The sequence below is a fragment of the Paraburkholderia sp. A1BS-2L genome (assembly GCF_051125205.1).
Lineage (GTDB): Bacteria > Pseudomonadota > Gammaproteobacteria > Burkholderiales > Burkholderiaceae > Paraburkholderia.
The window spans coordinates 385,384-408,244 of sequence record NZ_CP120431.1 but is presented as its reverse complement, the minus strand read 5'-3'; the positions used below and the strand labels follow the sequence as shown (position 1 = coordinate 408,244).

Below are 22,861 nucleotides of genomic sequence, written 5' to 3'. Positions count from 1 at the left end.
GTCACTGCACTCAGCGCACATCCTCCCCCAGCCACCTCTTGCTGATCGAGCTGTATTCGCCATCCTTATAGAGCGAATCGAGCGCGCCGTTGATGGCATCGCGCAATTTCGGGCTGTCCTTGCGCACCGCAATCGTCATCAGTTCGGGATACAGCAGCGGCCCTACCGGCTTCGCGTCGATCTGCTTGTCGCGGATCGTCAGAATGCCACGACCGGATCCACGCGCCAGGCGGCGGTGCGGCTCGACATGACGCAGTCGGCGGTCAGCCATGCGCTCGCGCGGCTCGAGGGCAGCTTGCGCATCAAGCTATTCGAACGCGAGAACCAGCGTCTGCAGAGTCGGCTTGGATACGAGCTGCGGGTCAATCTGAGTTCGCTGGGGGAAATGATCCGGCTCACGAACGGCGTGAGCCTGCTCAACGCGCTGAGCGCGGCCGATCTGTGCGCGAACGGCGATCTCGTTGCGCGCGCATTCGATTCGAACCAGTGGTTCAACTTTATCTCGTACATCGCCGCGCGCTCAAGGACAATCGCGCAGTTGGCGACGTGCTTGAAATCGCGCGAGCCTGCGTGCGCGAGACGGCGGCGCAGACGGCTTACCCGGAGGCGTTTTCCGTTGGGTAGGCCGGTGTGTGCACCTTTAGACCGAAAGAACCAGTTCTGTGTACTTCGATAAATAACCATCAGCAGTTACTAAACGAAGCGGCTCGGACAAGGCCTGCGCAACCAGAAGCCTGTCGAACGGGTCTCGAAGAATGTCTGGAAGGCCGCGAACCCTCGCGGCGTGAACGGCGCGCACGGGCAATTCTGAAAAACCACTCGCCTCAATCTCGGCAACGAGCAAATCGATGTCCACGTCCAGCTTGCCGAGTCCGACCTTGACCGCCGCTTCCCAAATGCTCACACTGCTCACATAAACTTCATCGGCGTCCGCAATCAACTTGCGCGCCACTTTGGTCAGCCTCGGTTCATCCTTGACCGCCCATAGAAAGACGTGCGTATCGAGCAGCAAGCGCATTAGCGCCCCTCGAACGCGGAAAGGATCTCGTCGGGCAGCGGCGCATCGAAATCGTCCGCAATACGAATCTTGCCCTTCAAGCCGCCAAAACGTCGAATCGGCTTTGCGCGCTCCATGGGCACCAGCCGTGCAGCCGGCTTGCCTGCTTTAGCAATCACAATTTCCTCACCATTTGCTGCGGCATCGACCAAACGCGAGAAATGTGTTTTGGCTTCGTGGATATTGACCGTAGGCACGACTACCTCCAAGTGAGTCTAGTCCATGTTAGTCCACAACGACGCGGCGCACAATAGACGCCGGTCAACCACCTTGTTACCTCGCCGCAATCGTCACCGCTGCGCCCGCCATGGCAATCGCGCTGCTGCGGTTCGCGGCGCGCACCATGCGACGGCTCGTGAGCAAACGCCGCGCGCGCACCGCAAACATCGCCCACGCGAGATCGATGGCGATGAGCACCGCCAGCATCGTGAGTACCAACTCCGACCACTCGAACACGCCCACACGCGAAAGATCGACCATCGTCGGCAGCAGGGCCATATAGAAAATCATGATCTTCGGATTTCCCAGCGTAACGGCCATCCCCGCGAGAAACATGCGCAACGGCGAGCGCTTGCCCGGCAGACTATCCGCCTGAAAATCGGCGGGCGCGAACCACATTTTCCACGCAAGAAACAGCAGGTACGCGACGCCCAGAAATTTGAGCACGATAAAGCCGAGTGCAAAGGTATGCGCGAGCGCCGCGAGTCCGGCAACGGCACAGGTCAGCCAAACTGCTTCGCCGATCCACATGGCAGCGAGAAACGGCAGCACGTCGCGAAAACCGCTGGTCAGCACGCGGGCCACCAGCGCGGCAACGCTCGGGCCCGGCATGCCGGCCACGATCAGCAGGGCCAGCGCGAATGCGCTCAAACTGGAAAACGCCATGGAAATCTCCTCGTGCACGAGCCGCAGCGCCCGCGCGGGAGAAACAGTTTAACGCGCGCCAATCACCACCTACGACCAGCCGTCCGCGACGAAAACCACGATCGACGCCGCGCCGCCGTGTAAACTGCTGCCTTTTTTGCCTCTTGTGGTATGGTCCATCCCCCGCAACGCACTTCATTGAGCGGTCCGGCCCTCGTTCGCCTGCTGGCGCGCCTGAGCGAGGCCGACGTGCAAGCGTCGCCGCAGCCGCTCGCGGACCGGCTGAGCCAGTGGCTCGGCTGGACCGACGCGATCGCGCTCTCGACGGTGCTGACCGCTCCGGCAACGGCAAGCGCCGTGGCGAACGGCGCGCGCACGAGCGGCGAGGACGAAGCACAGCGATGCCTGAGCCTGCGCTCGGCGCTCTCGAAGGCGATTGCGCTCGACGGCATGCTCGCGCCCGCGAAGGCGCGCCGCGCGAGCGTCCATGGTCACGCTGGCCACGCGCGCGCGTTGCAACAAGCGCCGGTTCAGCAAGCCCCCGTTGCTGACGAAACGGACGCCGACTACGCTGTCTTTCGCCAGTGCTACGTCGCGCTACAGCAGAAGATGGAGACCGACATCGGCGACTTGCGCGGACGTCTGCGCAGCCGGCTCGCGGCGGTGTCGCCCGCCATGGCGAAGCTCGCGACGCTCGACGCCATCATGGAGCGCTCGCTCGCCGCGCGCGAGCGCAGTCTGCTCGGTGCGGTGCCCGGCCTGCTGGGCGCGCATTTCGAGCGGCTGCGCAAGGTGGCTCGCGAGGCCGCGGCCCGCGAAGCCCTGGCCGCAGCCGATGACGCGCAAGACGCGGAAAGTGCTCGACAAGCGGAAGCCGCGGCGCCGGCCCGAGCCGCGCCCGGCGCGTGGCTCGATGCGTTCCGCAAGGATGTACAGAGTGTTTTGCTCGCCGAACTCGATGTTCGGTTTCAACCGGTCGAAGGGCTGCTTGCAGCGCTTCGCGCCCACTAGCGCCTGCTAACCCAAACGCTATGTCCAGACTTCGTATCGATCTCGTTGTTTTCCTCGCCGGCCTCGCCGCAGTGTGCTGGATCGCCGCCGGCTATGCCGGCTCGAATCCGCTCGCGCTCGCGGTCACCATGCTGATCGGCGCCTGCTATGTGGCCGGCGCCTTCGAGCTCTACCGCTACACTCAGGCCACCGCCACGCTCGCGCGCGCCGTCGGCGCCGTGGGCACCGCGCCCATGCCAGCCGCTTCGCTCGGCGGCTGGCTCGATCAATTGCATCCGAGCCTGCGCAGCGCCGTGCGCGCGCGCGTCGAAGGCGAGCGCGTCGCGCTGCCCGGCCCGTCGCTCACGCCCTATCTGGTCGGCATGCTGGTGCTGCTCGGCATGCTGGGCACGCTGCTCGGCATGGTGACGACGCTGCGCGGCACCGGCGTGGCGCTTGACGGCGCCACCGATCTCGATGGCATTCGCGCTGCGCTCGCCGGTCCGATTCGCGGGCTCGGCTTCGCGTTCGGCACTTCGATCGCGGGCGTCGCGAGTTCTGCAATGCTGGGCCTGCTCTCGGCGCTGTGCCGCCGCGAGCGCATCGAGACCGCCCAGCGCCTCGACGCGCTGAGCGCCACCACGCTGCGCCCGTTCTCGCACGCGCACCAGCGCGAGACGAGCTTCGCGCTCATGGCGCGCCAGGCCGATGCGATGCCCAAGCTGGTCGAGCGCCTCGATGCGATGATGACGGCCATCGAACGCCAGGGCGCCGCGCTCGGCGAACGCCAGCTCGCAAGCCAGCAAGCCTTCCTCGGCAACGCCGAGGCGGCGTATGCGCGCCTGGCTTCCTCAGTGGGCGAATCGCTCAAGGCCAGCGCCGCCGAAAGCGCGCGCGCCGCCGGCGCGGCGTTCGCGCCGGTCGTGGAAGCGACCATGGCGGGCGTCGCGCGCGAAAGCGCCGCATTGCACGGTACGCTCACGCAGGCCGTGGAGCGCCAGCTCGACGGCCTCGCCTCGGGCTTCGAGGCCAACGCCACGCGCGTGGCCGGCATCTGGACCGAGGCGCTGGCCGACCAGCGCCGTTCGGGCGAAGCGCTCGCGCGCGACCTGCAAGGCGCGCTTGAACGCTTCGCCGCGACCTTCGAGGAGCGCTCGGCCAATCTGGTGCACGACGTCGATGCGCGGCTTGCGGCGTCGGCTTCCGGTGTTTCGCAGGCGTGGCAGGACGCGCTCGCGAGCCAGCAGCGCGCCGGTGAAAAACTCGCGGGGGACAATCAGCAGGCGCTCGCCTCGGCCGCCGCGACTTTCGAGCAGCACTCGGCCGCGCTTCTGCGCGCCGTGAGCGATGCGCATGCCAATCTGCAAACGCAGCTTGTCGCGCGAGACGAGGCGCGCCTCGCAACGTGGCGCGAAACGCTTGGCGCGATGAGCGCCACGCTGCGCGACGAGTGGCGCGCGACCGGCACGCAGGCCGCCGAACATCAGCAGGCCGTGTGCGCCACGCTCGCGCAAACCGCCGAAGCGGTCGCCGCCCAGACCGAAGCGCACGCGAACAGCACGCTCGCCGAAATCTCGCGCGCGGCCGAGGCGGCAGCGGCGTCATGGCAAGCGGCCAGCGCCGAGGCTGCGGAACGTCAGCAGGCCGTGTGCGAGACGCTGAACAAGACCGCCAGCGATATCGCCGCACACGCCAGTGCGCACACGAACCGCACGGTTGCCGAAATCACGCGCGTGGCCGAGACAACGTCGGCGGCCTGGCAGGCGGCGAGCGCGCAGGCAGCGGAACGTCAGCAGATCATTTGCGATGCGCTGACGAAAACGGCCAACGACATCACCACGCAAACTGAAGCACATGCGAGCGGCACGATCGCGGAAATCGCACGCGCGGCGGAGGCCAACGCGGCGGCATGGCAAGCCGCAAGCGCTCACGCAGCGGAACGCCAGCAGATCATTTGCGATGCGCTGACGAAGACGGCCAACGACATCGCCACGCAAACCGAAGCACATGCAAGCGGCACGATCACGGAAATCGCGCGCGCGGCGGAGGCCAACGCGGCGGCATGGCAAGCCGCGAGCGCTCAAGCAGCGGAACGCCAGCAGATCATCTGCGATGCGCTGACGAAAACGGCCAACGACATCACCACGCAAACTGAAGCACATGCGAGCGGCACGATCGCGGAAATCGCACGCGCGGCGGAGGCCAACGCGGCGGCATGGCAAGCCGCGAGCGCTCAAGCAGCGGAACGCCAGCAGATCATTTGCGATGCGCTGACGAAAACGGCCAACGACATCACCACGCAAACTGAAGCACATGCGAGCGGCACGATCGCGGAAATCGCACGCGCGGCGGAGGCCAACGCGGCGGCATGGCAAGCCGCAAACACGCAAGCAGCCGAACGCCAGCAAGCCACCTGCGATGCGCTCGCGAAAGCCGCCAGCGACATCGCCGCACACACCGAAGCGCACGCCAATGGCACCATCGCCGAAATCGCACGTCTCGTCGATGCCGCGTCGGAAGCGCCGCGCGTGGCCGCGGAAGTGGTCGCCGAACTGCGCAAGAAGCTCTCCGAAAGCATGGTGCAGGACACCGCGATGCTTGAAGAGCGCGGCCGACTGCTCTCCACCGTCACCACGCTGCTCGACGCCGTGAACCACGCGAGCACCGAGCAGCGCACCGCCATCGACGCGCTCGTGCAAACCTCGGCAGGACTCATGGAGCGCGTGGGCGAGCGCTTCTCCAGCCAGGTGGAAACCGGCGCGCAGACGCTCGAAGGCGCGGCCGCTCAGGTCACGGGCAGCGCCGTGGAAATGGCGAGCCTCGGCGATGCATTCGGCGCGGCCGTCCAGCACTTCGGCGCATCGAACGACAAGCTCATGACGCAGTTGCAGCGCATCGAAACGGCGCTCGACAAGTCGCTCGCGCGCAGCGACGACCAGCTCGCCTACTACGTCGCCCAGGCCAAGGAAGTGATCGACCTGAGCCTGCTGTCGCAGAAGCAGATCGTCGAGAACCTGCAACGCTTGCGCGTGCAGGCAGGGGCTGAAGCCGCATGAACGACGAAATCGACGGCGGCGTGGAGCCCACCGCGCCAGTCTGGGCCGCATTCGGCGACCTGATGGCGGCATTGCTGGGCGCGTTCGTGTTGATCCTCGTGGGGGTGATCGGCATGCAGCTCGAAGCGTCGACACGTCTCGCCAACGAGGTCAAGCAGCGCCAGATCGAAACGCAGCGGCGCAAGACGCTCGAGCAGGCGCTGGCCGGCCCGCTCGCGGCGGGGCGCGTGACGCTCGTGAACGGGCGCATCGGCATCAGCGGCAACGTGCTGTTCGCGCTGAACTCCGACCAGCTCCAGCCGCAAGGGCGCGAGTTGCTCAAGAGTCTCGCTGGGCCGCTCGCCGCGTATCTGCGCGACCGCGACCAGATTCTGATGGTGAGCGGTTTCGCCGACGACCAGCAGGTACACGCGGGCAACCGCCGCTTCGCCGACAACTGGGAACTCTCGGCCCAGCGCGCACTGACCGTGACGCGCGCGTTCATCGATGCGGGCGTGCCGGCGCAGTCGGTGTTCGCGGCCGCGTTCGGCTCGGAACAGCCCGTGAGCTCGAACGCCGACGAAGCAGGCCGCGCGAAGAATCGCCGCGTGGAGATCGCCGCGGTGCCGAGGCCCGCGAGCAGCGCGCGTGCGCAAACCGGGGCGCATAACGGCCATGAATGACGGCGCGCGCGAACTCCCCCGCGAGAACGAACACGAAGAAACCGCCGAGCCCGAAGCCACGCGCGCGCGCGCCGCGCTCGACGCCTGGCGCGCTCGGGGCGCGGACCGGCTCGATCCCGTGCGCTACGCGTTGATCGACGCATTGGACCGCCGCGCCCGCCACGATGGTCGATCGCCGCGGCTACGTCGCTTGATGCGCGCATCGACGGATTGCTCGCCGACTATGCCGGCGCGATCGAGCGCGCGGCATTGCACGCCGCCTCGAATCCACCCGTGCACGCTGAAGACGCGTCACGACAAGGCGCAAGCGCGCATGGCGCACTCACCTCGCACATCGGCAACGCGGACCATCTCGCACGCAGCGGGCCGCCTGCGGAACTGCTCGATTACTTCCGCGAAGTCTGGTCGCACCTGAGCGCCGACCAGCAGGTCCAGCAGTCACTCGATCAGGTGCCGAAGAATGCGGGGCCGCTCAATTCGAGCAGCCTCGTGCACCGTGCGCTGCTGCTCATGCGCGAGCTCTCGCCGGGCTATCTGCGCCAGTTCCTCGCGTATGCCGACGCGCTGTCGTGGCTCGAAGACTTGAACGCCGCCACGGCGCCGGCGCCGAAGGAAACGCCGCGTGCGAATAACGCAAGGGCGGGCACGAAAGCCGCGCCGAAGAAGGGAACGCGCAAGGGCACGCAATAGCGACCATTAGCGACCGCCAAGCGCCAACGCACAGAACAGCGGCGCGGGGCATCTTCATCTTGCTTGCCAGCACGCCGCGCACGTTTTCAGCGAGGCGCCTGGGCAAGCGGCTCGGCCTCGGCGCCGGTCTTGCGTCCGAGCACCAGCGTCACCACCGCCGAAACCGCGAGCGTCGCCGCCACCACATACAGGCCCGCGCCATAGCCGCCGGTCGTGTTCTTGAGCCAGCCGATCGCCGAAGGCCCGACGAAGCCGCCCAGGTTGCCGAGCGAATTGATCATCGCGATCCCCGCAGCGGCGCCCGCGCCCGAAAGGAACGCGCCCGGCATCGCCCACAGCGGCGCCTTGGCCGCGCTGATGCCCACGTTGGCGAGCACGAGCGCACCCACGATCGCAGCCGTGCCGTTTGCGCCGGCCGCCAGCACGAACCCGGCGCATGCGAGCAGGCACGGCACCACCACGTGCCACGTGCGCTCCTGGGTACGGTCCGAATGGCGCGCCCACAGCACCATCGCCACCACCGCCGCCACGCTCGGAATACCGGTGAGCAAACCGGTCTGGAACGGACTGTAGCCGAACTGCTTGACGATCAGCGGCGCCCAGATGCCAAGCGTATAGAGCCCCGCCGAAGTGCCGAAGTAAATCAGCGCCAGCGCGAGCACGCGCGGATTGCACAGCGCCGCCAGCACCGCGCCCGTATCGCCGTGCTGCGCGTTGCGCGCGCTCGCTTCTTCGTCGAGCTTGCCGATGAGCCAGCCCTTTTCGTCACTGGCGAGCCATGGCGCCTTCGCCGGCGCATCGGTCAGGCAGCGCAGCACCGCGAAGCCCAGCACGACTGCGGGAATCGCTTCGAGCACGTAGAGCATCTGCCAGTCGGCGAGACCGAACATCGGCTTCATCTGCATGATCGCGCCCGAAAGCGGCGAGCCGATGGCCGTGGAGATGGGCGCGGCGGCCATGAACCAGGCGGCGGCCACGGCGCGCTGGCGCGACGGGAACCACTGGCTCAGGTACAGGATGATGCCGGGAAAGAAGCCCGCTTCCGCGATGCCCAGCAGGAAGCGCAGCGTGTAGAAACTCGCAGGACCGCTAACGAATGCCGAAGCTGCACTCACGATGCCCCACGTGACCATCACACGCGCGATCCAGACGCGCGCGCCCACGCGATGCAAGATCAAATTGGATGGCACTTCGAAAATGAAGTAGCCGATAAAGAACAGGCCGCCGCCAAAGCCGAACGCTGCCGACGACAAACCAATGGCCTTGTTCATCGACATCGCGGCGAAGCCCACGTTGACGCGATCGAGAAAGCTCACGAAATACAGCAGCATCACAAACGGAATGATGCGCCACAGGAGTTTCTTCGAGACTCGGTTTTCGAGTTCGGAATGCATGTATCTCCTCCTTGGAGACCGTTCCGCACGCGAAGCGCGGATCACGGTTTCAAAGCGGCGCGTGCGTGTGTCGTAGTGGATTCGTGTGATTGGGCACGCGCCGTCGAAAGCGGTTCAGGCGGCAATTCAGGCAGCAACTCAGGCCGCAACGGCCACCTTCTCGATCAGCGCACACACTGCATCGGTGACTTGCGCGGTAGTGGCCGTGCCACCGAGGTCGCCCGTGTGCAGCGCCGGGTCGGCCGTCACGCGCTCGATCGCATCCATCACCTGCTGCGCGGCGGCCTGCTCGCCCAGATGTTCGAGCAACATCACCACCGACCAGAAGGTGCCCACCGGGTTCGCGAGGCCCTTGCCCATGATGTCGAACGCCGAGCCGTGGATCGGCTCGAACATCGACGGATAGCGGCGCTCGGGGTCGATGTTGCCGGTGGGCGCAATGCCGAGGCTGCCCGCAAGCGCGGCGGCCAGGTCGCTGAGGATGTCCGCGTGCAGGTTGGTCGCGACGATGGTATCGAGCGTGGCGGGACGGTTCACCATGCGGGCCGTGGCGGCATCGACGAGTTCCTTGTCCCACTTCACGTCCGGGAATTCGGCGGCGATCTGGTTGGCGATTTCGTCCCACATCACCATGGCGTGACGCTGCGCGTTGCTCTTCGTGATGACCGTGAGCCGCTTGCGCGGACGCGACTGCGCGAGGCGAAACGCGAAGCGCATGATGCGCTCGACGCCGGCGCGCGTGAGGATCGAGACATCGGTGGCCGCCTCGATCGGATGGCCCTGGTGCACGCGCCCGCCCACGCCCGCGTATTCGCCTTCGGAGTTCTCGCGCACGATCACCCAGTTCAGGTCTTGCGGACCGCAGCGCTTGAGCGGCGCATCGATGCCGGGCAGGATGCGCGTCGGGCGCACGTTCGCGTACTGATCAAAGCCCTGGCAGATCTTCAGGCGCAGCCCCCACAGCGTGATGTGATCGGGCACATCGGGGTCGCCCGCCGAGCCGAACAGGATCGCGTCCTTGTCGCGGATCTGGTCGAGGCCGTCGGCGGGCATCATCACGCCGTTGGCGCGGTAGTGGTCGGCGCCCCAATCGAAGTTCTCGAACTCGAACGCGAACGAGCGGTTCGTGCGTGCGAGCGCTTCCAGCACGGCCTTGCCCGCCGGCACGACCTCCTTGCCGATGCCGTCGCCGGGAATGGTTGCGATGCGATACGTCTTCATGGTGTCCGTCTCCACGTCCTTCGATTGAATGTGGATTGGACTTTACCGAACCAGGAGCGCCGTAACCGGTGCTAGACTCAAAGCATTCTTAACTTCAATTCACAAATGCGGGTCATTTATGAGTGAAGCCGTGCACCCCGCCGATCTCTCGTTCTTCTCTACGCTTTCGGCGGCGGGCAGCCTGAGCGCCGCGGCGCGCGAGCTGGGGCTCACCGCAGCGGCCGTGAGCAAGCGCCTCACGCAGATGGAACAGCGCGCGGGGGTGTCGCTCGTCAACCGCACCACGCGGCGCATGATGCTCACGCCCGAGGGCGAGCTGTATCTGGAGCGCGCGCGGCGCATTCTCGACGACATCGACGAGTTGGCCGAACTGCTCGGCAGCGCGAGAAAGAGTCCCAAGGGCCTGCTGCGTGTGAACGCGACGCTCGGCTTCGGGCGCAGCCACGTCGGGCCGGCCATCTCGCGGTTCGTGGAGAAGCATCCGCAGGTGAGCGTGCAATTGCAGCTTTCCGTGGCGCCGCCGCCGCTCACCGACGACACCTTCGACGTCTGCGTGCGCTTTGGCGAACCGCCCGATACGCGCGTGGTAGCGCGCCGCCTCGCGGCCAACCGGCGGCTGCTGTGCGCGTCGCCCGCGTATCTCGCGCGGCGCGGCGTGCCCGCCACGCCGCAGGAGCTCACGCGCCACAATTGCATCGGCATCCGCCAGGGCGACGAGGCTTACGGCGTCTGGCGTCTCATCGCGGGGCGCGGTGCGGCGCACAAGACCGAGACGGTGCGCATCAACGGCAATCTCACCACCAATGACGGCGAGATCGCCGTGCACTGGGCGCTGGAGGGGCACGGCATCCTGATGCGCGCCGAATGGGACATCGCCGAGTATCTGGCCGATGGCCGGCTCGTGCAGGTGCTGCCCGAGTACGACACACCCAACGCAGACATCTACGCCGTTTATTTGCAGCGGCACCAGATGTCCACGCGCATTCGCGCCTTTGTCGACTTCCTCGCGCAGGAACTCGAGGCGCGCCGGGGCTGAACCGCTTCAGGCATGACACGCCCGCGACTCACCCCGCACGGCGATGCGGAGCCGCGCCGTTCTTGCCGCATCATGGCGAAGCGGCAGGTGGTACGCCCGGCGCGTAAGGCGCCTCATGAGGATCGCGCACGCTGCGCGCGTACTGCTTGGGCGCCATGCCCGACCAGCGCCGGAACGCGCGAATGAACGCCTTCTCCGACGCATAGCCCACACTCGTCGCAATCTCGATCAGCCGCCGCCGCGAATCGCGCAGCGCGCCGCTCGCGAAATACATGCGATACGCGGTGAGATGCCCGATCGGCGTCTCCTCAACGAGTTCGACAAACCGCGCGCTGAAGCGCGAGCGCGACATGCCCGCCGTGGCGGCCAGCGATTCGACGGTCCAGTCGCGCTCGGGGTGCCGATGCAACTGCGCGATCGCACGGCCGATCTGCGGGTCCATCAAGCCGCGCAGCCAGCCCGTGTGGCTGATTGCCGAGGCCAGATGCGCGCGCAGCAATTGCACGAACAGCACGTCGGCGAGGCGCGCCGCCGCGACCGCCCAGCCTGGCTGGCACGCCATCGATTCGCGGATGAATGCCATCAGCGTATCGGCAAGCCAGGGGCCGACCGCGGGATCGTTCGCGCGCACGTGAATGAGCGGCGGCAGCACCGAGAAGAGTGGATTGCGCACCGCCTCGCGGTAAAACACGATGCCCGTATAGAGATCGCAGACCTCGCCGCTGCCTCCCGCCGTGAGACGCAGGGGCGTGTCGAAACTCGGCCGGATGCCTTCGCGCGCAACGAGATCGTCGAACGGCACCGGCGTCACGCCGGGCGCCGACGCGAGCACATGCTCGTGCCCGTGCGGCAGCAGCACGAAGTCGCCCGGCTCGACGCGCAACGGCTCCATGCCCTCCACGATGATGGTGTAAGGGCCGCCGAAGGCGGTCCTGAACGCCGCGCCTTCGACGGCCGGCTTCACGAACGCCCACGGCGCCGCGAGCGAGAAGTGCCCCGTCACCACGGCGTCGGCGCGCAGATCGGCTAGCGCGGCGCTCAACAGGTCTGTGGCCATGTGCTCCTCTCCGTTTCCCTTCGGGTGTACTTGCGGGCGCCCTCGGGAGCGCCCTTTTTCTGCACTTTTTCCGGCGTTTTTCGCGAGCGCCGCTTCAGAAGCGCTGCTGAATACCCATCATCGCGCCAAGCTGGTTCGTGCCCAAGGGCACCGTGCCGCCTGCGGCCACGGCGTTCGCCGCGCGCGCGCTGTTCATCATGTAACCCAGCGAAGCATAAAGCGTCGTGCGCTTCGAGACGAAATAGTTTGCGCGCGCGATCAGCAGCGTCGAATTCGCATGATCGCGCAAGAGGTAGCGCAGTGCCTGAGCGTCGAGCGCGAACGTGGGCACCACGTAATACTCGGCGCCAAGAAAGAAGATGTCCGACTGGGCGTGCTCGGCCGCCGCCGTGTTGCGGCGGATCCAGCCGCCGCCCACCTTGCCCGCGCCAAACTTCACGTAGGTGTCCACGATCACGCGCTTGTCGGTGTCGGCGCTGCTCACGAGCGGCGCCGAAGCACCCGGACCGCCGTACATCACGTCGTACGAGGCCGCCGCGCCGCCCCATGCGTTGTCGTAGGCGAGCATCATCGTGTACTGGCGACAGGCCACGGCGTCGCCGGGAAGCTGACCGCCACAGTGGTCGCCGAAGGTCCGGCTGGTCCCGCCGCGTCGCGCGCGAAGCTATAGGTGCCGCCGAGCGTCACGCCGTGGAATTTGCCGAGATAGCCCACGGCATTGTCGCTGCGCGCGTTCGGCAGATAGCTGTCGAAGCTCGCCATCGAATGAATCGCCGGACCGATCACGTCCGCGTTGAACAGCACGTACATGGACATATTCATCTGGCGGCCCAGCGTGAGCGCGCCATAGTCGCTGCTCACGCCCACGTTCGCCTGGCGCCCGAACAGACGTCCGCCGTAATTGAGCGCGCCGCTATTGGGCGCGAAGCCGTTCTCCAGCACGAAGAAGGCCTTGTAGCCGCCGCCCAGATCTTCCTGGCCGCGCAGGCCGAAACGCGACGGCACTTCGCCCGTGAGCGAAGGCATGCCGACGAACGATCCGCCCTTCGCTGCGTTGTTGTAGTACTCGATGCCTGTGTCGACGATGCCATAGAGCGAGACGCTGCTTTGTCCCCAGGCGAGCGCCGACGTGCCGGCGAGCGCGGCTGCCGCAATCCATTTTTTCATCAGGTGTCTCCGAAATTTTTTATCAGTCATGCTTATTGTTGTGTGCATCTGCCGGGCCGCTTGCACGGCCCGCTTCGATGCTCAGGCCAACGCCTGTTCGAGCGGCATCGTGCGCAAACGCGTGCCGGTGGCCTCGAACAGCGCGGCGGCCACGGCGGGCGCGACGGGCGGCAGCACCACCTCACCGCAGCCTTGCGGCGTGCGGTCGCTCTCGACGATCTCCACTTCGATCTTCGGCATCTGCGAGAGCGACAGGAGCGGATAGTCGGAGAAGTTCGCCTGCGCCACCGCGCCGTCCTTGAACGTGATTTCGCTCTTGAACGTATTGGTGAGCGCGAAGCCGATGCCGCCCTCCACCATCTCGCGCACCAGCATGGGATTGATCGCCTGGCCGCAGTCGATGCCGCACACGACCCGTTCGAGCTTCGCCTTGCCGTCCACCATGCGCAGTTCCACAACGATGGCGACATAGGTCGTGAATGCGCCGCCGCGCCCCGTGTAGAGGCTGTATGCGAGCCCCCGATGCACGCCCGCAGCGGGTTTGCGCGCCCAGTTGGCTCGCGCCGCCGTGCGCTCGAGCACACGCAGCGCGAGCGGATCGTCGCGCAGCAGCCTGCGCCGGTACTCGAGCGGATCGATGCGCGCCGCGTGCGCGAGTTCGTTCACGAAGCTTTCGAGAAAGAAGATGCTCGACGTGCTGCCCACGCTGCGCATGAAGCTCACGGGAATATGCTGATCGACGCTCACCGAATCGACGAGCAGATTCGGCACCGTGTAGCCGAGATCGTAGAGGCCGTCGAGCATGGTCTCGTCCCAGCCGCCCGCCTTTTCGAAGTAATCGCGCTTGATCGACCAGTAGAGCGACTGCCCCACCACGCGCAAATGCATTGCTTGCGGATAGCCGTCGGCGCCGAGCACGGCGCGCATGCGCGCGGAAACGCCCGGGCGGTAGAAGCCGTGACGGATATCGTCCTCGCGCGAGCGGATCACCTTGACCGGGCGGCCCACCGCCTTCGAAGCGACGGCCGCGTGAATCACGAAATCGGGCACGTATTTGCGTCCGAAGCTGCCGCCGAGAAACGTTGTGTTCACAATCACTTTTTCAGGCGGCAGCTTGAAGATGCCGCCGAGCGCCCAACGCACCTTGTCCTGCCCCTGAATCGGGCCCCACACCTCGATCTCGTGCTCGCGCACATGCACCGTCGCGTTCACGGGCTCCATGGTCGCGTGGACGATGTATGGCGTGTGGTAGTCGGCTTCGATCACCTTCACGCCCGGGGACGCGCCGCCCGTGGCATGCGCGGCTTCGAACTGCGCCGGCGCATCGCCGATGCGCGTGGCCGCCACCGCGTGCTCCGAGATCAGCGCGGCCTTGCGCTGCGCGAGAATCGCCGCGCTGTCCGCCGGCAGTGCACCGGCGTGCCATTGCACGTCGAGCGCATCGCACGCTTTCTTCGCCTGCCAGTATGTATTCGCCACCACGATCACGGCGTCTTTGGCCAGCACCACGTCGACCACGCCCGGCAGCGCACGCACGCTGTCGCGATTGCGCACGGCCACCGGCTTGCCGTTGAGCGCGGGCGCCATTTTCAGGGCGCCTTCGAGCATGCCGGGCACCTTCACGTCGATGCCGAACACGGCGCTGCCGTTGACCTTCGCGGGCACGTCGAGCTTGTGCAGCGGCTGGCCGATGAGCGTGCGCGCCGACTGCGCCTTCAGGCGCGGCTGCGGATTGAGCGGCAGTTGCGCCGCGTCCGCGAGCAATTCGCCGTAGCCCAGCGAGCGTCCCGTTTGCAGATGGATCACGCGGCCGCTCTTCGTCGCGCACTGCGTGGGCCGCACGCCCAGGCGCCGCGCACCCGCCGCCAGAAATACCTCGCGCGCCTGCGCGCCCGCAATGCGCAAACGCTGCTGGAACATGGTGACCGACATCGAGGCGCCCACGAACTGCTGTGGATGTTCGTTCGCAGCCGCAATGCGGTAGGCGTCGCGCCCCGTGACGAACTCCACGCTCACGCGGCGCCAGTCGGCGTCCATCTCGTCGGCGAGCAACTGCGGCAGGCCCGTGTAGACGCCTTGACCGACTTCGGCCTGCGAAAGACCGATGATCGTGCGGCCATCCGGATCGACGCGAACCCAGTCGTTGATCTCGCGAAAACGCGTGCCGTCCTCGGCAGCCTCCACGTGTTCGCCAAGCGCGAGCGGCAACACGAGGCTGCCCGCAATCGCGAGACCGGTCTTCAGAAAGGCGCGCCGGCTCTCGCGGTGCGATGCGCGCGTGCTCGCATGATCGGCGCCGTCGACGCCAGGGGCGTGGCGCATCCGCTCAGACATCCACTCAGGCTTTCGCTGCGACATGGATGGCCTCGCGAATACGGTGATAGGTCGCGCATCGGCACAGGTTCGTCACGCCCTGGTCGATTTGCGCGTCGGTGGGATGCGGGTGCTGCTTGAGCAGCGCGGCCACGGCCATCACCATGCCCGACTGGCAGTAGCCGCATTGCGGCACGTCCTGCTTGATCCACGCCTGCTGCACCGGATGCGACGCATCGGGTGCGAGCCCTTCGATGGTAGTGATGGCGCGCCCGGCCACCGCCGAGACCGGCAGCACGCACGAGCGCGTGGCCTCGCCTTCGAGATGCACGGTGCAGGCGCCGCACGCGCCGATGCCGCAGCCGTACTTGGTGCCGGTCAGTCCCGCGGCTTCGCGTATCACCCACAGCAGGGGCGTGTCCGGGTCGCCATCGAACTCGAAAGGCCGACCGTTCAGTGTGAATTGCATGCGCTTGTCTCCCCAGAAGTCGCCGCTTGCGGCCGCTTCGAAAGCGGTTGGCGATGCGTGAGATTCTTGGGGCGGACAAAATGCCCGACAATGGCGCGATGACCCAAAGAAGTTGCCGATCGTCTCTTTCGATCAGCTTGACATTCAATAGCCGGAAATAGCAGGATTCTCCCGATGTCCTTTTATATCGGGCCATTACCTCTTTCCATCCATTCGGATCGTCGTCCCGCCGGGTTCAAATGCGAGTTGGCGTTTCATCCATGGAATATTGACGGGACATTCAGCGACTTCCGGGACAAGCCTGGCTAGGCCTTGTTGAAGCGCGCGACGATGCCGCGTGGCTGATCAGTAGCCACCCAGGAGGCGATCAAGCGCCGAAGTAATCCGGTCCCGGTGTTCTCGTAGTGAGCCGCTCTTCGGTCCTAGTTCACTTAAAGGGACCGACGCAATAAATGCCGGATGCAGGATGCACTGGATGCCACCAATGTCGAATGAGGGGGTGAAATCCGCGGGAAGTTTCCCTTGCGGAAAAGAGTCAACCCGGATCAGCGGTATAACGACCCGGGATGTCAGTCCCTCCAGAAAGTCGCTTTGCACGTCGACAAGGTACGGTGTGATTGCCCGACTTTTTCCGGTATTGGAGTAGACGTCAAATCGCGCCATTAGAACGTCCGGTACTCAGCCAGTGGCAAGCCGTTCTTCTCGACCCATTCGTTCGTGTGCTTGATGAATTCGGCGTGCTCCTCGGCCCAGCGACGCCCCTCTTCCGCCTTGATGGCCTCCCGCAAAGCCTGCTCGCACGTGCGGGAAAAATTGATGCCCAGATTTTTCGCCCGTTCATAGACGTCAACGGGCAATGTCACGTTGGTCGCCTTACGCGGCCCGACTGTAGTTGCATGTGCCATGTTGAATCCTCCGCGCAGCTATTTATGCGCATGTTTCCCAACATGATAACTCACATATCAACCGAGCTCCACGGCTAATGCCACTGCTGTTTGCCTTCGTCGATGTTTATTTGGCAGGTGCAATACGAGAGCGTTCAGCCGCCCCTATGCACAAGCAACCGTCATATGTCAGTGACATTACAGAGGTCACACTCAGGAAGCTGATGCCCGGCGCACGAACACGCGCCGCGTGAGATCGAAGGCGACGAGATTGCCCGCAACCACCAGCAGCAGCCCCAGCACGGTGAGCCATGTCCAGCGGTAGCCTTCGAACACGGTCGATATCGCGAGCGCCACGATCGGGAACAAGACCGTGCAATAGGCGGCCCGCTCGGGGCCGATCCGCCCGACCAGCATGAGATACGCCGTAAAGCCCACTACCGAGCCGGCCACCGCGAGCCAGGCGAGCGCCCCGAGGTAACGCGCATCAAGCTCGATAGTGAACGGCAATCCGGCTAGCGCACTGCCCGCCAGCAGCACCGCCGTGCCGATCAGCATGGCCCAGCCATTCGTGACGAGCGGATGCAGCCCCATCGATTGCATGCGGCTCGACAGCAGATTGCCGACCGAAAAACACTGCGTGCCGAGAAACGCGACGGCGAGCCCCAGCCAGGCGGTGTGATCGCCGATATGGCCAGCCATCTGCTGCACGAACAGGCACACGATCCCAATGAGTCCCAGCACGGCCCCGCCCAACGCGGTGGGCTGCAACGGCCGGCCCATGAAGAGACGCCCGTTGATCGAATTGAGCAGTGGCGCTGTCGAGAACACCACGGCGACGAGGCCGCTCGGCACGATGTTCTCGGCATAGTAGAAGCACAGGAAATTGAGGCAGAAGAGTGCCATGCCCTGAGCCGCCAGATAGCGCCAGGCGGCGCGCGGCGGCCATGCGGGCCGGCGCATGAGGCGCAGCAGCGCGAACATCAGCAGTGCTGCAATGCCAAAGCGCCACGCGATGGAAACAGGCGCAGGCACGACGCCAAGCTGCCACTTGATGGCAATCCAGGTGGTGCCCCAGATCACCACGGTGAGCGCGTAGAGAAGAAAATTCATGGCTGGGATTGACCGGGACTCGAGGCTTCAACTATGGCGCGCAGCGGCGGCACGCGCTTGTCCAGGATTGCGCATTTCTTGCCGGTGACCCTCGCGAGGCGGGGCCGAAGCGTATACTCAGACTCGCTAACCGCTCGCGGTAGCCACCCGTCATCATTCCGATACCACCCACCCCGCCTGATCGCCGAACCATGGACGCTCCTTCGTCGCCTCCCGTGCTCGACCTCGCCAGCACGCCGTTCGGGCTGCATTCGGTGTGCCGCACGTTAAGCGCCGCGAACGCGACGCTGGAGCGATTCGCGTGGCTCGGCGACCAACTCGCGGCGGCGGTCTGGACGCGCGAAACGCGCGAAGCCGAAACTGTCTATGAGCAGCCGGGCCATCACACGCTGTCGTGTTATATCGACGGCGGCTACCGCACGGAGCGGCAGAAGCTGCCGGGCGTTTATGGCGCGCCAAGCCGGCTCTGCGCGCTGCCGGGCGATCACGAATCGCGCTGGTGGGTGCGGGGTCACATGCATTTCATGCACCTCTATTTTTTGCCCGGGCATTTCACGCAACGGGCCATTCGCGAACTCGACCAGGAACCGCGCGAGCTCACGCTCGCCGACCGCACGTACTTCGAAGACGAGCGCATTGCCGCACTTTGCCAGACGCTCGCCAACGAGGACTGGGCCAATCCGGAGGGCCTGCTGCGCGGCAATGAAACGGCCCACGAAGTGCTGAGCCTGCTGCTGCGCAGCCAGGGCGTGCGCCGTCCGGGCGCGGCGCTCAAGGGCGGCCTTTCGGTGGCCACGCGGCGGCGTCTGCGCGACTACATCGACGCCCATCTCGGCGAACCCTTGACGCTGGGCGCGCTGGCCGAAGTCGCCTGCCTTTCCGAATACCACCTCGCACGCATGTTCCGTGTTTCGTTCGGGCAGCCGCCGCACGCATGGATTGCGGCGCAGCGGCTCGAACGGGCTCGCGCGCTGTTGCGCACGACCGGCCTGCCGCTCGCCCATATTGCGAGCGCGTGCGGCTACGCGAATGCAAGCCACTTCAGCCATCGCTTTCGCGATGCGTTCGGCGCCGCGCCCAACGTGTATCGGCAAGCGCTCGGTACCGGCGCAACGGTGGTTCGAGCCTGATCACGGCTGGCGAAAACAGTCCGATGGAACACACGCGCCGCCAGGCGCCTTTGCCGAATCCCGCTACTTTTTTGCGTAGCTCACTTCCATGCCGGCCCGCACGTCCTGCTGGATCCCGTACTGCGCGAACGGATACCGAAGCCCGTTCTTCGCGAGCGCTTCCATGCCCGCAATGGCCTTCGCCAGCGTCCCGGGGGGCAGCGCCATCAGCATTTCGTCGTCGAGCACGCCGCCGTATCTGCGCTCGGCAAAGCAGGGAATCGACAGGCTCGGCTCGCCCGTCTTCAACGCCCTGCCCCACGAATCCGCGCAGGACGATTCGCCCACCACGCTCCAGTCGAAGCGCTTGTAGCCCGACCACTGCAAGCCGTTGATGAAATACATCATGGCGCCCGGCGTGGCATAGAAAAGCGCGATGGCCGGCTCGATTCGGCCACCGGCAAGCGGGGACACCACCAGCGCCTCATACTTGCCGTCCGCAACACAATCCATTGCCGCCTGATGGGCGCGGGAATCTTCGAGCGTGGCGTACCAGACACCAGCCATTTGCGCACCCGATTTCCATTCGGCATCCTTTGCATTTCCCAGGCCCACGACAGACCGGCATTGCGAACCGACCAGATCATCCGCCGTTACACCGACCGTAAAACCCAACCGGGCGGCTTGCCCCACGATCTGATCGAGCGTATGGATCGCCTTCGGGCGGCGAATGCGATGAATCGCCTCCATGTCCTCGCGCCGCTCGTACAGTGTCATGCCAAACGGCAGACTGCGCAGCTTGAGCAAGCGCTCGAGGTCTGCCGCCAGTTTTCCCAACTCGTCTTTCATCAAGCTCGTCTCCCAGACAGGAACGGCAACATGCCTCACACGGCTATCGCGCGCAATCGGCCAGCAGGTTCGCAAGCACCGACGCGCCCTGTGCGAGGTGCGCCGGGTCGGCGTCCTCCGCCTCGTTGTGGCTGAGCCCGGCCTTGCACGGCACGAACACCATCGCGGCCGGGGCAACATAGGAGAGATTCACGGCGTCGTGCCCCGCGCCACTGTGCATCTCCAGATACGGATAGCCCGCGGCGATGGCGGCTTCGCGCACGCGCGCGATGCACTGCGCGTCGAAAACCACCGGCTCGTACTCGGCGACCTTCTCCAAGCGCACGCTCGTGCCGCGCAGCGCGGTGCGTTGCAGACAGATCGCTTCGATATCGGCCACGAGACGTTCCAGCGCCGGCCGCGACGGGTGGCGAACATCGACGCTGAACCCGACCTTGCCGGGTATCGTGCTCGGCGAGTTCGGCTGGCAGCCGACATGGCCGACGGTCACGCGCGCTTCGGCGTCGAAGCCATGGCCATGCTCGACGATTGCCGCGATCATCGCGGCGGCCACGCCCATCGCGTCCTTGCGCACGTTCATCGGCGTCGTGCCCGCATGCGATTCGAAGCCGGTTACCGTGACGTCGAGTTCGTAAATGCCCTGCACGCCGGTCACGACGCCAATCGGAATGCCGGCGTTCTCCAGCACCGGGCCTTGCTCGATATGGGCCTCGAAGTAGGCTTTGGGCATCTGCCGCTCGCGCTCGGGACCGGCGAAACCGGTGCGCTCGAGTTCATCGCCGAGCAGCACGCCCGTCTGCATGCAGGGCCTCGCGCGTGCATAGTCGAGATCGAGTGTGCCGGCGTAGACCGCGGAGCCCATCATGCCCGGCGTAAATCGCGAGCCCTCTTCATTGGTCCATGCCACGACGTCAAGCGGATGCCGCGTCGCAATGCCGAGATCGTTGAGCGTGCGAATGGCCTCGAGGCCCGCGAGCACGCCGTAGACGCCGTCGAAGCGGCCGCCGAGCGGCTGCGTGTCCAGATGACTGCCGCACATCACGGCTGGCGCGTCGACCTGCGTGCCGGGCCGGCGCGCGAACACGTTGCCGATCGGATCGATGCGGATTTCGCAGCCGGCCTCTTCGCACCAGCGGATGAAACGGCGACGGCCCAGCACATCTTCATCGGTCAACGCGAGACGGCAACTTCCGCCGTGCGCAGTAGCGCCTATCTGCGCCATCTCCATCAGCGAATCCCAGAGCCGTTGCTGATTAACGCGGATCATTGTGGTTGCTCCCGAAAAGTACCTAGCATATAACGCCCGTGGCCATACCGATTCGAGAGTCTTCCGCCACCCACATTGCGCTATCCTGATACCCCTCGTTCAAAAGGAACATGCATGAAGCGTCCGAAATACCTGTTACTGATGGGATTGGCATTGTCCGCTGCAAGTCAAGCGCAAACCTCGCAGACCTATCACTTCGGCGAAGGGCAAGCCGGTTTCGGTGAAGGCCGAAGCACGCCGCAACACGCGCGCACCAGTTCTCCGCCGCCGCTTCCCGGCGCCCAACCGACACAACCGCTGCCTGCAGGCGAACCGCACTCGCAAGCCGGGGCGAAAGCAATACCGAAAGCCAGATCGAAGTCGAAGCACAGCACGCACCATCGACACCATACGACGCGCCATGCGCCGGTTCAGGATCCGTACTCGCGTCCCTGACCCGCCATAGAGTTCCAAACCCGATCGGCAGGATCGGCATGCACAAGCGACACGCCAATGAAAAATCCCTGCCCAGCGTTATTCGCCAGGCAGGGATTGGTTGAGGTCATTGCGCAATACCGCACGCCACGAGAGACAATGCAACGGCATGCAGCCCGAAGGCTCAACTCATGTGAAGCCCGCCGTTAAGCGAGAAGTCCGCGCCGGTTGAAAATCCTGCTTCTGCGGAAGCAAGCCACGCGCATATGGATGCGATTTCATGCGGCTCACCCAGACGCCGCACCGGAATGCTCGCCACGATTTTTTCGAGCACTTCGGGCTTCACCGCGCGCACCATGTCGGTCCCGATGTAGCCTGGCGAAACGGTATTGACCGTTACGCCTTTCGTGGCAACTTCCTGGGCCAACGCCATCGTGAAGCCGTGAATACCGGCCTTGGCCGTCGAATAGTTCGTCTGGCCAAACTGCCCTTTCTGGCCATTGACCGACGAAATATTGATGATGCGCCCCCACCCGCGATTGACCATGCCGTCAATCACCTGCTTGGTCACGTTGAAGAGGCTGGTGAGATTGGTATCGATCACGGCGTCCCACTCCTCGCGCGTCATCTTGCGAAATACGACGTCCCGGGTAATTCCGGCATTGTTGACGAGCACGTCGATTTCACCGACTTCCGACTTTACTTTTTCGAAAGCCTTAACCGTCGATTCCCAATCGGCGACATTACCCTCTGAAGCTACAAAATTGAATCCCAACGCCTTTTGATCCTCGATCCATCGTGCGCGGCGAGGTGAATTCGGACCGCACCCGGCAATGACGGTAAAACCATCGCTGTGCAGCCGCTGGCAGATTGCGGTTCCAATGCCACCCATTCCGCCAGTTACGTAGGCAATGCGCTGTGCCATAAGTCCTCCAAACATTTCTCGGTTGTATAAAGAACGGCTTCAACAGGAGGATAAAAGGCAGTGTGCATCAGCATCCGATGCCGGGGCGATGGGCACTATCCCTTATGGAAATATCATGCTGCACACCGGCATAAATAGCGCTTTATCTTTTATCGCCACGAGTCAAGCGGCTATTGCCGTGATTTGTCACCTTATTATGATCTATAGCGTTATCGTGTTTGTAAATAAACATGTTGCTTCGTTTTCAAGCACCCGCGCAGCCGCTTAATCATCTGATCAATAGCACTGCCGCATAAAATGCCCAACCGCCAGCAGTGCCGGCCA

At 65.1% G+C, this 22,861-nt stretch carries 21 protein-coding genes and 2 pseudogenes; 7 read left to right on the top strand and 16 right to left on the bottom strand.

The genetic code is table 11. The features are described 5' to 3' along the window. Positions 1–10: 10 nt before the first annotated feature. Positions 11–271, bottom strand: coding sequence for a transporter substrate-binding domain-containing protein (locus P5W98_RS31720; RefSeq protein WP_421028388.1), 261 nt, complete (start codon positions 269–271; stop codon positions 11–13). Here P5W98_RS31720 and P5W98_RS31715 point away from each other — a divergent pair. Then, complete coding sequence (locus tag P5W98_RS31715) at positions 248–676, top strand: helix-turn-helix domain-containing protein (RefSeq protein ID WP_421028387.1); 429 nt, start codon at positions 248–250, stop codon at positions 674–676. The genes P5W98_RS31720 and P5W98_RS31715 overlap by 24 nt on opposite strands. On the opposite strand, the gene P5W98_RS31710 is transcribed toward P5W98_RS31715, so the two are convergent. The 3 genes from P5W98_RS31710 to P5W98_RS31700 all read right to left on the bottom strand — a co-directional run bounded on the left by P5W98_RS31710 (position 641) and on the right by P5W98_RS31700 (position 1,942). Further along, positions 641–1,018 (bottom strand): type II toxin-antitoxin system VapC family toxin, encoded by a 378-nt coding sequence (locus tag P5W98_RS31710; RefSeq protein WP_421028386.1) that lies wholly within the window; start codon positions 1,016–1,018, stop codon positions 641–643. The genes P5W98_RS31715 and P5W98_RS31710 overlap by 36 nt on opposite strands. After that, positions 1,018–1,254 carry a type II toxin-antitoxin system Phd/YefM family antitoxin gene (locus tag P5W98_RS31705; protein ID WP_421028385.1) on the bottom strand — a complete coding sequence of 79 codons (237 nt, stop codon included), beginning with the start codon at positions 1,252–1,254 and terminating at the stop codon, positions 1,018–1,020. Before P5W98_RS31705 ends, P5W98_RS31710 begins: the two co-directional genes overlap by 1 nt. A gap of 76 nt (positions 1,255–1,330) precedes the next feature. After that, positions 1,331–1,942: a LysE family translocator gene (locus P5W98_RS31700; protein ID WP_421028384.1), complete on the bottom strand. Its 612-nt coding sequence runs from the start codon at positions 1,940–1,942 to the stop codon at positions 1,331–1,333. 150 nt (positions 1,943–2,092) lie between these two features. Here P5W98_RS31700 and P5W98_RS31695 point away from each other — a divergent pair, with 150 nt between their 5' ends. The 4 genes and pseudogenes from P5W98_RS31695 (at position 2,093) to P5W98_RS31680 (ending at position 7,319) form a co-directional block, all read left to right on the top strand. Then, positions 2,093–2,932 carry a DUF3348 domain-containing protein gene (locus tag P5W98_RS31695; protein WP_421028383.1) on the top strand — a complete coding sequence of 280 codons (840 nt, stop codon included), beginning with the start codon at positions 2,093–2,095 and terminating at the stop codon, positions 2,930–2,932. A 20-nt stretch (positions 2,933–2,952) separates the two neighbouring features. Continuing rightward, positions 2,953–5,967, top strand: coding sequence for a DUF802 domain-containing protein (locus P5W98_RS31690; protein ID WP_434718548.1), 3,015 nt, complete (start codon positions 2,953–2,955; stop codon positions 5,965–5,967). Continuing rightward, a complete protein-coding gene (locus P5W98_RS31685) occupies positions 5,964–6,629 on the top strand; it encodes an OmpA family protein (RefSeq protein WP_421028381.1) in 666 nt (221 codons plus the stop codon). The genes P5W98_RS31690 and P5W98_RS31685 overlap by 4 nt, the downstream gene beginning before the upstream one ends. Continuing rightward, a pseudogene (locus P5W98_RS31680) lies at positions 6,622–7,319 on the top strand (DUF2894 domain-containing protein). The gene P5W98_RS31685 and the pseudogene P5W98_RS31680 overlap by 8 nt, the downstream one beginning before the upstream one ends. 86 nt (positions 7,320–7,405) lie before the next feature. Here P5W98_RS31680 and P5W98_RS31675 read toward each other — a convergent pair. Together P5W98_RS31675 and P5W98_RS31670 are read right to left on the bottom strand one after the other, a co-directional pair. Then, positions 7,406–8,713, bottom strand: a complete 1,308-nt coding sequence (locus P5W98_RS31675) for an MFS transporter (protein ID WP_421028379.1) — start codon at positions 8,711–8,713, stop codon at positions 7,406–7,408. 138 nt (positions 8,714–8,851) lie between these two features. Continuing rightward, a complete protein-coding gene (locus P5W98_RS31670) occupies positions 8,852–9,934 on the bottom strand; it encodes a tartrate dehydrogenase (RefSeq protein ID WP_421028378.1) in 1,083 nt (360 codons plus the stop codon). Positions 9,935–10,052: 118 nt separating this feature from the next. Here P5W98_RS31670 and P5W98_RS31665 point away from each other — a divergent pair, with 118 nt between their 5' ends. Further along, positions 10,053–10,970 carry a LysR substrate-binding domain-containing protein gene (locus tag P5W98_RS31665; RefSeq protein ID WP_421028377.1) on the top strand — a complete coding sequence of 306 codons (918 nt, stop codon included), beginning with the start codon at positions 10,053–10,055 and terminating at the stop codon, positions 10,968–10,970. Positions 10,971–11,040: 70 nt separating this feature from the next. Here the strand turns inward: P5W98_RS31665 and P5W98_RS31660 are convergent, their stop codons facing one another. From P5W98_RS31660 to P5W98_RS31630, 7 genes and pseudogenes are all read right to left on the bottom strand, one after another. After that, entirely contained in the window at positions 11,041–12,027 is a 987-nt protein-coding gene (locus P5W98_RS31660) for an AraC family transcriptional regulator (RefSeq protein WP_421028376.1), read from the bottom strand. A gap of 94 nt (positions 12,028–12,121) precedes the next feature. Continuing rightward, a pseudogene (locus P5W98_RS31655) lies at positions 12,122–13,194 on the bottom strand (porin). An 81-nt stretch (positions 13,195–13,275) separates the two neighbouring features. Then, positions 13,276–15,528 carry a xanthine dehydrogenase family protein molybdopterin-binding subunit gene (locus tag P5W98_RS31650; RefSeq protein WP_421042649.1) on the bottom strand — a complete coding sequence of 751 codons (2,253 nt, stop codon included), beginning with the start codon at positions 15,526–15,528 and terminating at the stop codon, positions 13,276–13,278. Between the two features lie 4 nt (positions 15,529–15,532). Then, positions 15,533–15,976, bottom strand: a complete 444-nt coding sequence (locus P5W98_RS31645; RefSeq protein WP_421028374.1) for a (2Fe-2S)-binding protein — start codon at positions 15,974–15,976, stop codon at positions 15,533–15,535. 345 nt (positions 15,977–16,321) lie between these two features. Then, positions 16,322–16,639 carry a CcdB family protein gene (locus P5W98_RS31640; RefSeq protein WP_421028373.1) on the bottom strand — a complete coding sequence of 106 codons (318 nt, stop codon included), beginning with the start codon at positions 16,637–16,639 and terminating at the stop codon, positions 16,322–16,324. Further along, on the bottom strand, positions 16,639–16,881 hold the full coding sequence (locus P5W98_RS31635; RefSeq protein WP_421028372.1) for a type II toxin-antitoxin system CcdA family antitoxin: 243 nt from the start codon (positions 16,879–16,881) through the stop codon (positions 16,639–16,641). The genes P5W98_RS31640 and P5W98_RS31635 overlap by 1 nt, the downstream gene beginning before the upstream one ends. Before the next feature lie 192 nt (positions 16,882–17,073). Beyond that, a complete protein-coding gene (locus P5W98_RS31630; protein WP_421028371.1) occupies positions 17,074–17,973 on the bottom strand; it encodes a DMT family transporter in 900 nt (299 codons plus the stop codon). A gap of 191 nt (positions 17,974–18,164) precedes the next feature. On the opposite strand from P5W98_RS31630, the gene P5W98_RS31625 reads away from it, so the two are divergent. Then, the gene (locus tag P5W98_RS31625; RefSeq protein WP_421028370.1) at positions 18,165–19,103 is read left to right on the top strand and encodes a helix-turn-helix domain-containing protein; all 939 of its coding nucleotides are present in this window, start codon (positions 18,165–18,167) and stop codon (positions 19,101–19,103) included. Positions 19,104–19,166: 63 nt separating this feature from the next. Here the strand turns inward: P5W98_RS31625 and P5W98_RS31620 are convergent, their stop codons facing one another. From P5W98_RS31620 to P5W98_RS31610, 3 genes are all read right to left on the bottom strand, one after another. Beyond that, positions 19,167–19,931 carry a DUF169 domain-containing protein gene (locus tag P5W98_RS31620; RefSeq protein ID WP_421028369.1) on the bottom strand — a complete coding sequence of 255 codons (765 nt, stop codon included), beginning with the start codon at positions 19,929–19,931 and terminating at the stop codon, positions 19,167–19,169. Between the two features lie 43 nt (positions 19,932–19,974). Then, positions 19,975–21,198, bottom strand: coding sequence for a Zn-dependent hydrolase (locus P5W98_RS31615; RefSeq protein WP_421028368.1), 1,224 nt, complete (start codon positions 21,196–21,198; stop codon positions 19,975–19,977). A gap of 598 nt (positions 21,199–21,796) precedes the next feature. Continuing rightward, positions 21,797–22,537 (bottom strand): 3-ketoacyl-ACP reductase, encoded by a 741-nt coding sequence (locus tag P5W98_RS31610; protein ID WP_421028367.1) that lies wholly within the window; start codon positions 22,535–22,537, stop codon positions 21,797–21,799. Positions 22,538–22,861: the final 324 nt, after the last annotated feature.

Coding starts and splice junctions, on each gene's coding strand:
- P5W98_RS31645 (WP_421028374.1), bottom strand. CDS start 15,976: ATGCAATTCACACTGAACGGTCGGCCTTTCGAGTTCGATGGCGACCCG.
- P5W98_RS31630 (WP_421028371.1), bottom strand. CDS start 17,973: ATGAATTTTCTTCTCTACGCGCTCACCGTGGTGATCTGGGGCACCACC.
- P5W98_RS31690 (WP_434718548.1), top strand. CDS start 2,953: ATGTCCAGACTTCGTATCGATCTCGTTGTTTTCCTCGCCGGCCTCGCC.
- P5W98_RS31710 (WP_421028386.1), bottom strand. CDS start 1,018: ATGCGCTTGCTGCTCGATACGCACGTCTTTCTATGGGCGGTCAAGGAT.
- P5W98_RS31720 (WP_421028388.1), bottom strand. CDS start 271: ATGGCTGACCGCCGACTGCGTCATGTCGAGCCGCACCGCCGCCTGGCG.
- P5W98_RS31615 (WP_421028368.1), bottom strand. CDS start 21,198: ATGATCCGCGTTAATCAGCAACGGCTCTGGGATTCGCTGATGGAGATG.
- P5W98_RS31660 (WP_421028376.1), bottom strand. CDS start 12,027: ATGGCCACAGACCTGTTGAGCGCCGCGCTAGCCGATCTGCGCGCCGAC.
- P5W98_RS31700 (WP_421028384.1), bottom strand. CDS start 1,942: ATGGCGTTTTCCAGTTTGAGCGCATTCGCGCTGGCCCTGCTGATCGTG.
- P5W98_RS31625 (WP_421028370.1), top strand. CDS start 18,165: ATGGACGCTCCTTCGTCGCCTCCCGTGCTCGACCTCGCCAGCACGCCG.
- P5W98_RS31650 (WP_421042649.1), bottom strand. CDS start 15,528: ATGTCTGAGCGGATGCGCCACGCCCCTGGCGTCGACGGCGCCGATCAT.
- P5W98_RS31640 (WP_421028373.1), bottom strand. CDS start 16,639: ATGGCGCGATTTGACGTCTACTCCAATACCGGAAAAAGTCGGGCAATC.
- P5W98_RS31695 (WP_421028383.1), top strand. CDS start 2,093: ATGGTCCATCCCCCGCAACGCACTTCATTGAGCGGTCCGGCCCTCGTT.
- P5W98_RS31620 (WP_421028369.1), bottom strand. CDS start 19,931: ATGAAAGACGAGTTGGGAAAACTGGCGGCAGACCTCGAGCGCTTGCTC.
- P5W98_RS31670 (WP_421028378.1), bottom strand. CDS start 9,934: ATGAAGACGTATCGCATCGCAACCATTCCCGGCGACGGCATCGGCAAG.
- P5W98_RS31715 (WP_421028387.1), top strand. CDS start 248: ATGACGCAGTCGGCGGTCAGCCATGCGCTCGCGCGGCTCGAGGGCAGC.
- P5W98_RS31610 (WP_421028367.1), bottom strand. CDS start 22,537: ATGGCACAGCGCATTGCCTACGTAACTGGCGGAATGGGTGGCATTGGA.
- P5W98_RS31685 (WP_421028381.1), top strand. CDS start 5,964: ATGAACGACGAAATCGACGGCGGCGTGGAGCCCACCGCGCCAGTCTGG.
- P5W98_RS31675 (WP_421028379.1), bottom strand. CDS start 8,713: ATGCATTCCGAACTCGAAAACCGAGTCTCGAAGAAACTCCTGTGGCGC.
- P5W98_RS31635 (WP_421028372.1), bottom strand. CDS start 16,881: ATGGCACATGCAACTACAGTCGGGCCGCGTAAGGCGACCAACGTGACA.
- P5W98_RS31665 (WP_421028377.1), top strand. CDS start 10,053: ATGAGTGAAGCCGTGCACCCCGCCGATCTCTCGTTCTTCTCTACGCTT.